This window comes from Lutibacter sp. (assembly GCF_021647475.1).
Taxonomy (GTDB): Bacteria; Bacteroidota; Bacteroidia; order Flavobacteriales; family Flavobacteriaceae; genus Lutibacter.
In genome coordinates this window covers 1-14,184 of record NZ_JAKIUR010000024.1, presented here as the reverse complement: position 1 = coordinate 14,184, position 14,184 = coordinate 1, and the positions used below count along the sequence as shown (strand labels likewise).

Below are 14,184 nucleotides of genomic sequence, written 5' to 3'. Positions count from 1 at the left end.
AAAAATAAGATTGCTTCCTCATTTCGCTTTGCTTCATTCATCGCAATGACGTAGCTTGTTGATTTTCCGTACACAACTTGTTTTCTTACATCGAACTCAGGTTGTTAAGTTACATTATTGTAAAAAACGCACCTTAACTAAAGTTTCTCTAATTATTAAGTGCCTTAGCTTATTGAAAATTTGGCTACACTAACGTTCTGCCTAATTATTAAGTGCATCAGCACCACTAACAATTTCTAAAATTTCATTAGTAATTGCAGCTTGACGAGCTTTATTATACATTAATAATAAATCGTCGCGTAATTCTGTAGCATTATCTGTAGCTTTATGCATTGCCGTCATACGAGCTCCGTGTTCAGCAGCAAAGGAATCTCTAATTGCTTTATAAAGCTGTGTTTTTAAAGATTTTGGTATTAATTCTAATACTATTTCAGCTTTTGAAGGTTCAAAAATAAAATCTAAATTGGGTTTAGCATCACTTCCTGCTTCAGGTTTAATTGGTAAATAATCTTCAATTGTAGGAATTTGAGTAGCAGCATTCTTAAATTGATTATACACCAATTGTATTTTATCATAGTTACCTTCTGCAAATAATTGCATAATATTTTCTGCAATAACTGCAACATTTCCAAAAGTTAATTCATCAAAAACATCACTTTTATTATCAATTATAGTATGTGTTTTTTTAAGAAGATCATATCCTTTTTTACCAATTGTTAATAGATCAACTTGTTTATTTTGATAACTATTTTCAATTAAATGTTCTACTTCTTTAACAATATTTGCGTTGAAACCACCACACAATCCTCTGTTTGAATTTATAACGACTAATAAAACTTTAGAAATTTTTCGTTGTTCGGAATAAACACCTCCTGTTTCATTATCTAATGATGCACTTAAACCTTGTAAAAGTTCTGTTAGCTTATTAGCATAAGGCTTCATTTTAGTAATTGCACTTTGTGCTTTTTTCAACTTTGCTGCCGATACCATTTTCATGGCACTGGTAATTTGCATAGTTGAACCAATAGAGGTAATTCTGTTTCGTATTTCTTTTAAGTTTGCCATTTATATTTAGTATTAAGTATTGAGTATTAAGTATTGAGAATTACACTTCTCAATACTCAGTACTAAAATCTTAATTATGCATATTTTGCAGAAATTTCGTTTGCAGCATTGGTTAAAATATCAATTACTTCATCCGTTAATTTTCCAGCTTTTAATATATCTAATGTATCTCTGTGTTTAGCATTAAGATATTCAAGATAATCTTTTTCGAATTCCTTAACTTTATCAACAGGAACATTTTTTAATAAATTTTTTGAACCCGCATAAATAATTGCTACTTGGTCTTCTACTTTAAATGGAGTAGCTTGTTTTTGTTTTAAAATCTCCACATTTCGTTTTCCTTTTTCAATTACATTCAAAGTAGCAGCATCTAAATCTGATCCGAATTTTGAAAAAGCTTCTAATTCTCTATATTGAGCTTGGTCTAATTTTAAAGTTCCAGCTACTTTTTTCATAGATTTAATTTGAGCATTTCCCCCAACACGAGATACGGAAATACCTACATTAATTGCTGGGCGAACACCAGAATTAAATAAATCAGATTCTAAGAATATTTGTCCATCAGTAATTGAAATTACATTGGTTGGAATATAGGCCGAAACATCACCGGCTTGAGTTTCAATAATTGGTAATGCAGTTAAAGAACCTCCACCTTTTACTTTTCCTTTTAAAACACTTGGAACATCATTCATTTGAGCAGCAATAGTATCATCATTAATAATTTTTGCTGCACGTTCCAATAAGCGAGAATGTAAATAGAATACATCTCCAGGGTATGCTTCACGTCCTGGTGGGCGACGTAACAATAATGAAATTTCACGATAAGCTACGGCTTGTTTAGATAAATCATCATAAATTATTAAAGCAGAATGCCCTTGGTCTCTAAAATATTCACCAATTGCAGCTCCTGCAAAAGGAGCATAAACTTGCATAGGTGCTGAATCAGAAGCATTTGCAGCAACAATTGTAGTGTATGCTAAAGCTCCTTTTTCTTCTAATAAGCTTACAATACCGGCAACTGTTGATGCTTTTTGACCAATAGCTACATAAATACAATATACTGGTTCGCCAGCATCATAAAATTCTTTTTGATTAATTATGGTATCAATTGCAACGGTAGATTTACCCGTTTGACGGTCGCCAATAATAAGTTCTCTTTGTCCTCTTCCAATAGGAATCATAGCGTCAATTGCTTTAATACCTGTTTGTAAAGGCTCAGTTACAGGTTCTCTGTAAATTACACCTGGAGCTTTTCGTTCTAATGGCATTTCAATAGTTTCTCCAGAAATAGGACCTTTTCCATCAATAGGATTTCCTAAGGTATCTACTACACGGCCAACAATACCTTCTCCAATATTAAGGGAGGCTATTCTTTTGGTTCGTTTTACTGTGGATCCTTCTTTAATACTTTCTGAATGTCCTAAAAGCACAATACCAACATTGTCTTCTTCTAAGTTCAAAACAATACCTTCTAATCCGCCTTCAAATTCTACCAATTCGCCATATTCTACGTTAGCTAAACCATAAGCACGAACAATACCGTCACCTATTTGTAAAACTGTTCCAACTTCATCTAATGATGCAGTAGAATCAAACCCTGCTAATTGTTGTTTTAAAATCGCTGATACTTCAGCTGGTTTTATTGATGCCATTTTTTACTTTTTTTAAAACTTTATTCTTTTTTAAATTTGAAATAATTTTAGTTTTCAAATTGTCTTTTTAAACTTTGTAATTTATTTGCAATACTTGCATCGTATTGAATATCTCCTATACGAAGGATAAATCCGCCAATAATATCTGGATTAATACTATTTTCAATAGTTGCTTGTTTTCCTGTAATTTCTTTTACTTTATCTAAAACTTGTTTATTTAAAACTGAATTTAATGGGATTGCAGTAGTTATTTTTGCAATTTCTTTTCCTTTAAGTTCATCATAAATAATGCTGTATTTTTTAGCAACTTCATTTAAAATAGATAATCTGTTATTATCTATTAAAAGATTAATTGAGCTTATAGTTAAAGAGGATACGTGAGATGAAAATATAGCTTTTAAAGTATCCTTTTTTAAATTTGATTTTAAAATAGGATTGTTAATCATTAATTGTAAATCTTTATTTTCATCTAAAGTGTTTACAATTAATAACATATCATTATTAATTTGATCTTCCTTATGTTGTTCAACTGCAAAATTTAAAATTGCTTTTGCGTATCTTAAAGCTGCTCTAGTTCCACTCATCTGTTATAAATTAACGTATCGTTATTTCTTTTAACATTTCTTCAACAAGTTTTACTTGTTTGTCTTTATCAGCTAATTCGTTTTTAATTACTTTTTCAGCAATGCCAATAGATAGTTCTGCAACTTGATTTTTTATATCAGCAATAGCAGCTTGTTTTTCAGCTTCTATACTTGTTTTAGCTTGGTCAATAACTTTTTGAGCTTGTTGTTGTGCTTCACTTTTAGCTTCAGAAATCATACTTTCTTTCATTTCACGAGCTTCTTTTAAAAGCGAATCACGTTGCATACGTGCTTCTTTTAAAATACGTTCGTTATCTGCGGTAAGGTTTTGCATTTCTTTACGTGCATTTTCAGCTTCATCTAAGGCGTTTTTAATACCTTCTTCACGCTCATCAATAGCATTTAAAATTGGTTTCCAAGCAAACTTTTTAAGCAATAGTAATAAAGCTAAAAACAATAATATTTGCCAAAAAAACAATCCGTAAGAAAATAGATTTACTAATTTTTCCATAATTTAATTAAAGAGTTTTTTAAAATTGAAACAAAAGCTATAACCAACCGTTATAGCTTTTGTTTTTAAAATTAAACTGCAAATAATGCTGCAAAAGCAATACCTTCTACAAGGGCTGCTGCAATTAACATTGCGGTTTGAATTTTTCCATATGCTTCAGGTTGACGAGCAATTGCATCCATAGCAGAACCACCGATTCTACCGATACCAATACCTGCTCCAATTACTATTAAACCTGCACCTACCATTACTGGAATTTGTCCCATAATATATATATTAATTAATTAAACATTCTATTTTAAAATTATTCAGTATGCTCCATTTCATGTTCTTCAGATGCCATTCCAAAGTATAATGCTGATAACATAGTAAATATATATGCTTGTAAAATAGCTACTAATAATTCTAAAACTGAAATTACTAATGCTAAACCAAAACTTAAACTTCCTCCTATAAAACTGTGAAAAATAAAAATTAAACCTAATAAACTATAAATTACCATATGACCTGCAAAGATGTTTGCAAACAAACGTAACGTTAAGGCAAATGGTTTTATAAAAACTCCAAGCAATTCAATTGGTGCTAATACAATTTTCATAATCCAAGGCACACCTGGCATCCAAAATATATGTTTCCAATAATTTGGTTTAGAGGTAAATTGAGTAATTATAAAGGTTAAAAATGCTAAAGCGGCTGTTACCGCTAAATTACCTGTAACATTTAAACCAAAGGGTGTAATACCTATTAAATTTGAAAACCATACAAAAAAGAAAACTGTTAGCAAAAAAGGCATATACTTTTTATAATGCTTATGCCCAATACTTGGTATGGCTATTTCATCTCTAATATAAATAACTAAGGGTTCAAAAAAGCGACCAATTCCTTTTGGTATTGCTCCGTTTTTAGCATAGGATTTAGCCAAACTTACAAATAACCAAAACACCAATATTGAAACTATAATAATTCCTACAACAGTTTTTGTAATTGAAAAATCTAATGGTTTTATATTAGTAGGATGATGATGTTCATCAAATTGTAAAACACCTTCGGCATCCGTTTTATAAATTTTATTATGATATAATTTATAGTAATTTCCGCCTACTTCTGCAACTTTTTTTCCGTGAGCAAATTTTGATGACATAAAAACTTGAAGACCGTTATCATATAAAATTACGGGTAATGAAAAACCATTATACTCACCTGTTTCAGAATTTGAATTAAAATCAAAATAATAAGAATCTTTTACGTGATGTTTTATTTCTGCTTTTATTTCTGCTTTATAATCTTTTTTAGAAGATGCTTGTTTTTCATGAGTGCTTGTAGCAGGTTCATGCTGAGCATTTACTGAAAATGCAACTACTAAAAGTAGTAAAGTAAGGGTTTTTACCAAGTTTCTTTTATACATATCACTTTTTACTAGTGTTTCCTATAAATATTTTGCAAATATATGTTTTTAAATTAGAAACTAAAAAATAATTTTAGACCGTATTTATGGGGTATTATTTTAAGTCAGTTTACGAATGTTATTTATTGTTATTCATTAATTTAGCTAAGGAATAAGTTTCCATAATTAAACATAAAAAATAAGGGATTAAAAATGAAAATAATTCGGGTTTTGTAATTATACCATCTTCTCTATAAGAAGGATAAAATAATAAGAAAAACAGTATAAATTTTAAAAAACTACCTCCTAAGTAAATAAAACCGATATAACTTCCTTGCTTTTTATTAAGGAAATAGAGAAATGTAAATATTCCAGAAGCCATTAAAAAATTTACCACATATGCAAGTATAATTTTATTATTAAATAAAGGAAGGTTTAAGGTGTTTAATATAGTTAGGTGTATAGCAAATACCACTAAAAGAGTTAAAAATAGTTTTATACTAAAATCTAAAGCTAAATTAATCGTTAGTTTCATTAATTTTTTTTACTTGATTTAAAACGTTATAAAGTGATATTAACAAAGCCAACAGCGTACCAATTAATGTAAATGTTTTTTTAGAAGGATTAAAATGTGCATCTAATTTTTTACCGAGATATGCTCCAGCATAAATGGTTACACCCATTTGAAAAACAATGCTAGTTAATTGTAAATATTTATTAAGCTGTTTTTTCTTTGGTTGTTTTTCCATTTTTTAATTCCTTAACAGCTCCTTTCATAGTACAAGTTGCATTAAATTCTGCACCAGGTTCAACAGATAATTTACTGATAACTACATCACCTGAAATTTGTGCAGTTGCTTTTAGGGTTAGCAAATTATTTACCAATAATTCGCCAGAAAATTTTCCATCAATATCAGCATTATTACAAGTAACTTTACCTTTAATACTTCCTGAAACGCCAATTACTACGCGTCCGGCAGTTTTAATAGTTCCTTCAATACTACCTTCTACTCTAAAATCTCCTTCGGAAATAATATCTCCTTTTATAGAAGTATTTTTACTAATTACGTTTCGTTCTGTTGCTTGGTTAGTTTTTTCTTTTTTTTCTGAAAACATCTTTAAAATTTTATTAGGGTTTGCTATAATTTTGCTTTTAATTTATTTACCATTTTAAAGGCTTTTTTGCCTTCGTTGGTGTTTGGATAATTCATAGCAACAAAATTTAATGCTTCTTTAAAAGCTTTTAAACCATCTTTTTTACCAATAGCATAAGCTTTTAGCAATTCAAATTTAGGAACAATTGCTTGTCCTTCATATAAGCTTATAGAAGAATCTGCTTTTTTAATAACCTCATCATAAGCTTCATCTTTATATTGATAGTATAATTTTTCGTAAATTTTTTCGGGAGAATTTTCATCATTTTTAGCCAACAACAATTTCGGATTAATAATTAGTTTGGCGTATTTTGAATTTGGGAAATTAGTTACAATGTCATTTTTATACAAAGTGGCTTTTCTACTTTTTAGTTTTTCATAAATTTTATACAAATGAAATTTTGCTGGTAACTCTAAATCTTTAGAAGGTTTAAAAGTGAGTAATTTTTCTAATTTATTTGTAGCTAATTTATATTCATTAAATTGCTCTTTATAAATTAATCCTAATTTATAATAAGCATTATTTCGAACTACTTTTATACTGTCAATTTGTTTTTTATCTGTAGGAATTTTATCTAAATAAAATTTTAAATCATATTTTTTAGATGCATCTACTACTTTTTCGCTTTTAGTGTTTAAGTTTTTTATGGCAGCAATATTAATTTGTGTTTTATTACTTAATCTCCAATTATCTTCTAACGGACGGTTTCCCCATATTTTTTTAAATTCTTGCATACCAAAACCTACGGTTTGCACATTATAAAAATACCATTTTCCAGAATTGCCTATTCCTTGTTTGGATAAATTATCTCCATTTGCAAATAAGGCATTTCCAGTATTTATTTTTTGTTGCTTTTGCTCATCAGCTTTTTTTAACTTTTCAATATAATTGGTATAAAAATCGGTTTGTTGTTGTGTAGTCATGCCCACAACATTTAAAATGCTGTCCGTTACTTTTACAATTTTTTCGTAAGAAATAACTTCATTTAAATTTTCTCTTTTACGTTTTATATGTCTTATTCTTTTGGTATTTGTGTTTTTGGTAATTGCCAAAATGCTATCGTAATAAGCACCCGCAGTTACGTAATTTGCATTGTTAAAATAAATGGTTCCTAAAGCTTGATAAGCCAATTCTTTTTGAAAATTTGGGGCTTTACTATTTAGTAACGCTTTTTTAAAGCTTAGAGTAGCAATGGAATCGTTATTAGTAAGTTGCAAGTTTCCTAATTGATAATATAATGCATCTAAATACGGACGATTATCTCTATCTTTAATTCGTTTTTTAAAATCAGAAATAGTAATTGTTTTTTCTTCTTTAGTAGTTGCATTTTTTGCTTTTTCTATAGCTGCATGAATTTTGTATTTATAAGGTGCTTTTTTAAAATCGATTAATTTTTGAAAGGCAATATTAGAAGAATCTATTTCCTTTTTTTGTTGATATAATTGTCCTAATACAAATAAATTACGTGCGGTTTGTTCTTTATTATCTTCAAATTTAACAGCTTTGTTTAAATGAATAATTTCTTGTGGCAAACTATCTGTAGCAACATAAGCCATTGCTATTGCGGTATGTGCTTCTTCTTTAATAATATTTTTTAAATCTTTGTGTTTAAGAAGCATTTTTAAATTGTCAATTGCTTGTTCAGGATTTTGTAAACGAACCAATGTTTTTGCTTGCCAAATTTTAGTTTCATTAATTAAACTTGCATTTGGATAATGTAAAAGCACAAAATTAAAAGCTTCTAAAGCGGGTACAAACCGTTTTGAATAATAACGTGCTTTACCTAATAATAAATAGGCATCGTCTATTTGATTATTTCGTTCTTGCCTAGCAATTAACATAGAATGTTTTTGAACTGCTTTTACCGCTTTTTCTTCAGCTTTATCAAATTCTTTAGGTGAAGCATCAGCATCTAATTTCATTCCAGGTAAAGCAAGTTTATCTACTTTTAAAGGTTCAATTGGTAATATTTTCCAATAATTATCTTTATAATTTTGGTTTAATTCTATTAATCCTTTTTGTAAAGCAACATTACCATTATACAATACATTGTATTTTGTGGAAACTGAATGAAAGGTTCTGTTTAAAAAAGCATCTTTTTTAGTTGAACAACTTATTACAACTAAAATTACGAGTAAAAAAGTAGGTATTTTAAAGTTGGTTTTCAAATATAAACTGTTTAGCCCTTTAACTTATTATTTATAGCTTTTATTGTTAAAGGATGGTAAAAATACAAAATTACGTCAATTTGAGTGATTTTTGTAAATGGAATGAACAAAAATTGTATCGAAAATAGTAATTTGATAGATGATATAGGTTTTTGACAAAAGAAAATTCAGCATTTTAATCTAACGAACATCAGAGTAAAACTTAAAATAATAATTCACAATAGGTCTATTTTTTATAGTATTTATACTGAAAAATAGGCTTCTAATTCTTTTAAAGTTTCGGTTGAGGTTTCAATATCTTTAACTACATCACCTTTATCTAACACCACAATTCTATCACAAACTTCGGTTATATGACCTAAATCGTGACTCGAAATAAGCACGGTTGAGTTACTATTTTGAACTAAATTTTTTAACAATTTTTTTAATCGAATTTGTGTAGTTGGATCTAAATTTGCAAAAGGTTCATCTAAAACAATTACTTCAGGATTTCCAATTAATGCGGAAACAATTCCTGCTTTTTTTTGATTTCCTTTAGATAAGTCTCTTAAATATTTTTTCTTCCCTAAAATTTCATCGTTAAAAATTTCTTTAAACTGTTGTAAAAATGAATTGACATCCGCTTTGTTTAATCCACGTAATTCACCAATAAAATAAAAGTATTCTTCCGGAGTTAAATAACCTATTAAAAAGCTTTCATCAATAAATGCCGATGTGAAAGGCTTCCAGTCTTCACTTTTATTTACCTGAATATTTTTGTTAGTAATAAAACCTGTGGTTGGACTTATTAAATCGAGCATTAAATTAAAAAAAGTAGTTTTTCCTGCTCCGTTGTTTCCAACCAATCCAAAAGTTTGTCCTTCAGGAATGGTTAAATTTTCAATATTTAAAACTCGAATGTTATTATATTTTTTTGTGAGATTAGTTACGATTATCATTTTTTGCTATTTTTTTTGAAGTTGATTAATTTTTTTCGTTGTATGCCGCTATGGTTTTATATTTCCCTTTTTGATAAATGCTTTCAATTTTATTTAAAAAGAAATTTCTAAAGATAATTCCTAAAACTCCGCTTAAACCAAGGGCTAAAATTCCGATATTAAAACTGAATATTTTATAAGGAATATAAAAAAGCAACATTGGCAATGCCACTTTCGGTAGGGCGATTAACATTTGTGTTGGATTAAATCCGTTAGTATTGCTAAATGCTTTTGCTTTTACATTCAACTCAATGGGAACTCTGTTTAAAGCACCACCAAATAATGTTATAAATGAGTTTAAACCGATATTAAAAAGTGCTCCGGCGGTAATCATCCCAAATATTTTCCATCCAAAATAGATATAAGGTGTGCTTAAAATGAATGAAATAGATACTGCAACAACCATTAAATACCATTTAGATTCTAAATATTTTTTATACGGAATATTTTGACTCATTAATAATTTATAATATTCGCTATCCCAAGAAGGAACTAATTGACCAAATGACAATAGAAAACCACCTGTTATAAACATAGATGCAAAAGCTAGTAAAGTAGGATTTTTTTGATAGGTTGGTTGTGTATAAAATAGTAGTCCGTAAAATAAAAACAGAAAAGACATCATAACAACTTGCCGTGGGCGTGCATTTCGCCAAATTAATTTTACATCATTTTTTAAAAAAGGGGCAACACTCCCAAATCTATCCATCCAAGATAAATCGGTTGTTTTTACTTCTTTTATTGTTTTTGAAACTTTTCCATCTACATATAAATCACTTTTTATAAACTTAAAATTCCAATAATACAATCCAACTAATAACAAAGCTGGGATAATTATTAATATTGGATGATTATACAATGCGTTAAAAGCAACTCCAATAGGTTTTGAAATTTGAAAAACATTAAAATATTCTAAAGCTATAAATACAACCAAAACAGAAAGTAATCCATAAAAAACAGCATTAATTTTATTTACCAAAAAGTTGATAAAATTAATGCAATAGGTTAAAAATAGCATAGCAAAAAACCAGGGAATTACGTGTAATGGTGGATAGTTTTTAATAAGTAGCACTATGCTAAAAGGAAGAAACATAAACAGCGGTAAAAAGTTAAAAAATGAAATAGCTGTTTTACCTAATAAATAATGGATAATACTCTTCTTTTTAATAGGAATGGTCATTAAAGGCTTAATGTTCATCACAGGTAATTGTTGCATAAAAAACCGTAAAACCAAATCAAACAAGAACCAAAAAATTATAAAGTTGTTTACAATTACTATTGGATCAGTTTCTGGAAATGTTTTTTTTAAAATAAAATAAAGAGAACTTCCTAGTACCAAAGCAATTCCTCCAAAATAAAGAACACCAAATATTAATAGAATTTTTATAGCAATTCCTTTTTGAAAATAGGAAGCTCTAAAAAACTGTTTCCATTCTAAACTTAAAAACTTTTGTATCATTTTTGGGTTTTATTAAGTAATAATTTTCTATTTATACGTGTAAATTTAATTGATTTTGTTACACTAATTTATATTCGGGATAATTTTCTAATAATAATTCTTCAGCTTTTTTTGGTAAAACTTCTAAAACTATGTAAAACAGCATAATTAAAAAGGTAAATAAGGTAGCATATACTAGAGCTTCTACATTTGAAAGCCCCAGATTATCCTTGTGAAAAATATTTATAAAATTTAAAAAGTTGACAGGTATTAGCATAAAAGATCCCATTCCTGTTTTAAAAATCATTTCTTCTAACATCCATTTTTTACCATTTTGGTTAAAATTTCTTTTTAAAGTTTTATTCAATAAAATACCTTTATAAAAAGCGTACAGAACTAAAATGATTAAAACAATTAAAAGAATGTTAGTTGCAAATGTAGTTTTACAAACGGTATAAAAAGAGATAAATAACAAAGCGGTTAGTATAATTTTTGGAAGTTGAAACCATTGTTTAATAAACCGTCCTATTATTTTCCAATATTTTTTACTCATTGCTTTTTGACGAGCTGCTATTACATCCATAAACCCAAATACTCCAAATTTTTTAAAGGAAATAGTTTTAGCTTGCTCAAAAGATAAAGTAGGTTGTTCTTCCCAAATTTTTTCAATATCATTTGCTAAATGATCCACTAATTCTGTTTGTAAATCATAATGTTCTACATAATGTTGACGTGTAAATTTATAAAGGTTTTGTATTTGTTCTTTGGTAAGTTTCATAATTAGCAATTTGGTTTATGAATTAAGTAAACTTTGGATTTACAATAGTTTTCATAGTTTTAATAAATGCTTCAAGTTCAGCTAAACGATTTACGGTTTCTTTGGTTCCTTGCACTGTTAGTTTGTAATATTTCCGCAAACGGTTATCTACTTTTGCAATTTCAACATCTAATAAACCATCGGCTTCTAATTTATGTAAGGCTGGGTATAAAGCACCTTCGGTAATATTTAATTCACCTTTGGTAAGTTCTTTTACTTTTTGGGTAATTTCATAACCATACATTTTATCATTTTGTTCTAATAATTTTAAAATGATGGTTTGTAAAGAGCCTTTATATAATTTTTGATTTCCCATATATATTTAAATCAACATTCAAATATATACATAATATTCTTAGGTATTATATTCTTAAGTGTGTTTTTTAACAAAAAATTGTATTTAGATTAATTACTTTTGTGTTTTAAAGAAAAATTACGATGTCAAAATTTCACAAGCTCAGTATAAAAGAAGTGATAAAAGAAACTGAAAATGCAGTTTCAATTTCATTTAATATTCCAACCGATTTAAAAGATGATTTTCAATTTGTTGCAGGTCAATATGTTACTATTAAAACTGAGATTAACGGACAAGAAATTAGAAGAGCTTATTCCATTTGTAGTGAACCTAATAACAATGAATTAAGGATTGCAATAAAAGCGGTAAAAAATGGCACTTTTTCTGTTTTTGCAACTTCTAATTTAAAAGAAGACGATGTTTTAGAAGTCTCAAAACCAGAAGGAAAATTTTTATTAGAAACTTCAAAAAGCAATCATAAAAATTATTTAGGAATTGCTGCAGGAAGCGGAATTACACCAATTATGGCCATGATAAAAACTGTTTTAACTGAAGAATTAAATAGCACTTTTACACTAGTTTATGGAAACAGAACTTTGGCGGATACTATTTTTAAAAAGGAATTAGAACAACTTCAAAATAAATATGCAAATCAATTTTTTGTACAATATATTTATAGTAGAGAGCAACAACCAAATGCTTTATTTGGTAGAATTGATGAAGGAAATTTAAATTATGTTTTAAAAAATAATTTTAAAAATCGCACTTTTAATACAGCTTTTTTATGTGGACCAGAAACCATGATTGAAAATGCAAAAACTACTTTACTTGCTAACGGTTTAAAAGAAGAAACTATTCATTTTGAACTATTTTCTACTCCAATTTCATCTAAAAATAACATTTCAAATACCTTTAAAGGAAGTTGTGAAATAACAGTTTTAGTAGATGATGAAAAAACTACCTTTACTATGGATTCAAAAACTACTATTTTAAAAGCAGCTTTAAAAGAAGGAGTTGATGCTCCGTATTCTTGTCAAGGTGGAATTTGCAGTAGTTGTATGGCAAAAATTACCGATGGAAGTGCTGTTATGGAAAAGAACACCATTTTAACCGATGCTGAAGTTAAAGATGGCATTGTTTTAACTTGCCAAGCTCATCCAACTAGCCAAAAAATAACAGTAGATTATGATAACGTTTAACAAATAAATAGTATATTTTCACTTTTATTATAACTATGGCATTCTACGAAATCAAAGACGCAGTACTTATTGGCTTTTTTTTAGCATTTATGATTGGTCCTGTATTTTTTATGTTAATACAAACCAGTATTTTAAAAGGATTTAGAGCCGCCTTTGTGTTCGATTTAGGAGTGGTTTTGGGCGATATCACCTTTATATTAATTGCTTATTACGGAAGTAGAAGTTTATTAGAACAAATAAAAGATGATCCTCGACTGTTTTATATTGGGGGATTAATTTTGGTAGTTTATGGTTTAATTGTGTATTTAGATAAAAGCCATAAAAAACTTGCAGCCGATACAACTATTAATTTACCAGTTAAATCCAATTACTTAAAACTATTTTTTAAAGGATTTTTCTTAAATTTTATTAATGTTGGTGTTTTGGCATTTTGGTTAGGAATGATTGTAGTTATTGGTGCCAATTTACAAATGAATCCAACCAAAATATTTAACTACTTTAGTTTAATTGTAGGTAGTTATTTAGTTACCGATGTTGGTAAAATTTTATTAGCTAAACAACTTAAAAAGAAATTAACACCACGAGTTGCTTATAAAATTAAACGTACTATGGGAATCTTATTAATGATTTTTGGTATTGCGCTAATTTTAAAAGGATTTCTTCCTAAGGAAAATAAGCTTTTTAATCATGTTATTGAAAAGGTAGAATAATCTCAAATTCTCAATTTAATCAAAACTATTTTTATTAACTTAACTAAAACTCTTAATAACCTGAGTTCGATGTAAGAAAATAAATACTGGGTTGAAAATCAACAAGCTACGTCATTGCGTATTCTATGACTCCACCAAATATATTTCAAATATTTTCAGGCAGCATATTTTAGTATATCTACATAAGGTGTTTGTCGTTTTATAGTTGCAAAAATTCTAGCTAATAATT

16 protein-coding genes are annotated in these 14,184 nt (G+C 28.1%); 2 read left to right on the top strand and 14 right to left on the bottom strand.

The genetic code is table 11. The features are described from left to right. Positions 1 to 201: 201 nt before the first annotated feature. From atpG to L3J60_RS07250, 14 genes are all read right to left on the bottom strand, one after another. Positions 202 to 1,065 carry an ATP synthase F1 subunit gamma gene (gene atpG / locus L3J60_RS07315; RefSeq protein WP_291974840.1) on the bottom strand — a complete coding sequence of 288 codons (864 nt, stop codon included), beginning with the start codon at positions 1,063 to 1,065 and terminating at the stop codon, positions 202 to 204. Between the two features lie 74 nt (positions 1,066 to 1,139). Beyond that, on the bottom strand, positions 1,140 to 2,717 hold the full coding sequence (gene atpA / locus L3J60_RS07310) for a F0F1 ATP synthase subunit alpha (RefSeq protein WP_291974839.1): 1,578 nt from the start codon (positions 2,715 to 2,717) through the stop codon (positions 1,140 to 1,142). Positions 2,718 to 2,764: 47 nt separating this feature from the next. Beyond that, the gene (gene atpH, locus L3J60_RS07305; RefSeq protein ID WP_291974838.1) at positions 2,765 to 3,301 is read right to left on the bottom strand and encodes an ATP synthase F1 subunit delta; all 537 of its coding nucleotides are present in this window, start codon (positions 3,299 to 3,301) and stop codon (positions 2,765 to 2,767) included. 10 nt (positions 3,302 to 3,311) lie between these two features. Beyond that, the gene (locus L3J60_RS07300) at positions 3,312 to 3,812 is read right to left on the bottom strand and encodes a F0F1 ATP synthase subunit B (RefSeq protein WP_291974837.1); all 501 of its coding nucleotides are present in this window, start codon (positions 3,810 to 3,812) and stop codon (positions 3,312 to 3,314) included. A 71-nt stretch (positions 3,813 to 3,883) separates the two neighbouring features. Beyond that, positions 3,884 to 4,078: an ATP synthase F0 subunit C gene (atpE, locus tag L3J60_RS07295; protein WP_291974836.1), complete on the bottom strand. Its 195-nt coding sequence runs from the start codon at positions 4,076 to 4,078 to the stop codon at positions 3,884 to 3,886. Between the two features lie 38 nt (positions 4,079 to 4,116). After that, positions 4,117 to 5,217, bottom strand: a complete 1,101-nt coding sequence (gene atpB / locus L3J60_RS07290; protein ID WP_291974835.1) for a F0F1 ATP synthase subunit A — start codon at positions 5,215 to 5,217, stop codon at positions 4,117 to 4,119. Positions 5,218 to 5,335: 118 nt separating this feature from the next. Continuing rightward, complete coding sequence (locus L3J60_RS07285; RefSeq protein ID WP_291974834.1) at positions 5,336 to 5,731, bottom strand: DUF6168 family protein; 396 nt, start codon at positions 5,729 to 5,731, stop codon at positions 5,336 to 5,338. Next, positions 5,715 to 5,945 carry an AtpZ/AtpI family protein gene (locus L3J60_RS07280; RefSeq protein ID WP_291974833.1) on the bottom strand — a complete coding sequence of 77 codons (231 nt, stop codon included), beginning with the start codon at positions 5,943 to 5,945 and terminating at the stop codon, positions 5,715 to 5,717. Before L3J60_RS07280 ends, L3J60_RS07285 begins: the two co-directional genes overlap by 17 nt. Next, positions 5,914 to 6,312: a polymer-forming cytoskeletal protein gene (locus L3J60_RS07275; protein ID WP_291974832.1), complete on the bottom strand. Its 399-nt coding sequence runs from the start codon at positions 6,310 to 6,312 to the stop codon at positions 5,914 to 5,916. Before L3J60_RS07275 ends, L3J60_RS07280 begins: the two co-directional genes overlap by 32 nt. A 23-nt stretch (positions 6,313 to 6,335) precedes the next feature. Beyond that, positions 6,336 to 8,519 (bottom strand): hypothetical protein, encoded by a 2,184-nt coding sequence (locus tag L3J60_RS07270; RefSeq protein WP_291974831.1) that lies wholly within the window; start codon positions 8,517 to 8,519, stop codon positions 6,336 to 6,338. Positions 8,520 to 8,761: 242 nt separating this feature from the next. Beyond that, on the bottom strand, positions 8,762 to 9,457 hold the full coding sequence (locus L3J60_RS07265) for an ABC transporter ATP-binding protein (protein WP_291974830.1): 696 nt from the start codon (positions 9,455 to 9,457) through the stop codon (positions 8,762 to 8,764). A gap of 25 nt (positions 9,458 to 9,482) precedes the next feature. Then, complete coding sequence (locus L3J60_RS07260) at positions 9,483 to 10,955, bottom strand: DUF5687 family protein (RefSeq protein WP_291974829.1); 1,473 nt, start codon at positions 10,953 to 10,955, stop codon at positions 9,483 to 9,485. A gap of 58 nt (positions 10,956 to 11,013) precedes the next feature. After that, entirely contained in the window at positions 11,014 to 11,712 is a 699-nt protein-coding gene (locus L3J60_RS07255) for a hypothetical protein (RefSeq protein WP_291974828.1), read from the bottom strand. A 22-nt stretch (positions 11,713 to 11,734) separates the two neighbouring features. Next, complete coding sequence (locus L3J60_RS07250) at positions 11,735 to 12,067, bottom strand: PadR family transcriptional regulator (RefSeq protein ID WP_291974827.1); 333 nt, start codon at positions 12,065 to 12,067, stop codon at positions 11,735 to 11,737. A 122-nt stretch (positions 12,068 to 12,189) separates the two neighbouring features. Between L3J60_RS07250 and L3J60_RS07245 the strand changes: the two genes are divergently transcribed. Together L3J60_RS07245 and L3J60_RS07240 are read left to right on the top strand one after the other, a co-directional pair. Then, on the top strand, positions 12,190 to 13,245 hold the full coding sequence (locus L3J60_RS07245; RefSeq protein ID WP_291974826.1) for a ferredoxin--NADP reductase: 1,056 nt from the start codon (positions 12,190 to 12,192) through the stop codon (positions 13,243 to 13,245). 35 nt (positions 13,246 to 13,280) lie between these two features. Further along, positions 13,281 to 13,955, top strand: coding sequence for a LysE family transporter (locus L3J60_RS07240; protein WP_291974825.1), 675 nt, complete (start codon positions 13,281 to 13,283; stop codon positions 13,953 to 13,955). Positions 13,956 to 14,184: the final 229 nt, after the last annotated feature.

What these genes read in the sequence shown, in the direction of transcription:
- L3J60_RS07255 (WP_291974828.1), bottom strand. Translation starts at nt 11,712, where the DNA reads ATGAAACTTACCAAAGAACAAATACAAAACCTTTATAAATTTACACGT.
- atpH (WP_291974838.1), bottom strand. Translation starts at nt 3,301, where the DNA reads ATGAGTGGAACTAGAGCAGCTTTAAGATACGCAAAAGCAATTTTAAAT.
- atpE (WP_291974836.1), bottom strand. Translation starts at nt 4,078, where the DNA reads ATGGGACAAATTCCAGTAATGGTAGGTGCAGGTTTAATAGTAATTGGA.
- L3J60_RS07240 (WP_291974825.1), top strand. Translation starts at nt 13,281, where the DNA reads ATGGCATTCTACGAAATCAAAGACGCAGTACTTATTGGCTTTTTTTTA.
- L3J60_RS07275 (WP_291974832.1), bottom strand. Translation starts at nt 6,312, where the DNA reads ATGTTTTCAGAAAAAAAAGAAAAAACTAACCAAGCAACAGAACGAAAC.
- L3J60_RS07300 (WP_291974837.1), bottom strand. Translation starts at nt 3,812, where the DNA reads ATGGAAAAATTAGTAAATCTATTTTCTTACGGATTGTTTTTTTGGCAA.
- atpA (WP_291974839.1), bottom strand. Translation starts at nt 2,717, where the DNA reads ATGGCATCAATAAAACCAGCTGAAGTATCAGCGATTTTAAAACAACAA.
- L3J60_RS07250 (WP_291974827.1), bottom strand. Translation starts at nt 12,067, where the DNA reads ATGGGAAATCAAAAATTATATAAAGGCTCTTTACAAACCATCATTTTA.
- L3J60_RS07245 (WP_291974826.1), top strand. Translation starts at nt 12,190, where the DNA reads ATGTCAAAATTTCACAAGCTCAGTATAAAAGAAGTGATAAAAGAAACT.
- L3J60_RS07260 (WP_291974829.1), bottom strand. Translation starts at nt 10,955, where the DNA reads ATGATACAAAAGTTTTTAAGTTTAGAATGGAAACAGTTTTTTAGAGCT.
- L3J60_RS07265 (WP_291974830.1), bottom strand. Translation starts at nt 9,457, where the DNA reads ATGATAATCGTAACTAATCTCACAAAAAAATATAATAACATTCGAGTT.
- atpB (WP_291974835.1), bottom strand. Translation starts at nt 5,217, where the DNA reads ATGTATAAAAGAAACTTGGTAAAAACCCTTACTTTACTACTTTTAGTA.
- L3J60_RS07280 (WP_291974833.1), bottom strand. Translation starts at nt 5,945, where the DNA reads ATGGAAAAACAACCAAAGAAAAAACAGCTTAATAAATATTTACAATTA.
- L3J60_RS07285 (WP_291974834.1), bottom strand. Translation starts at nt 5,731, where the DNA reads ATGAAACTAACGATTAATTTAGCTTTAGATTTTAGTATAAAACTATTT.
- atpG (WP_291974840.1), bottom strand. Translation starts at nt 1,065, where the DNA reads ATGGCAAACTTAAAAGAAATACGAAACAGAATTACCTCTATTGGTTCA.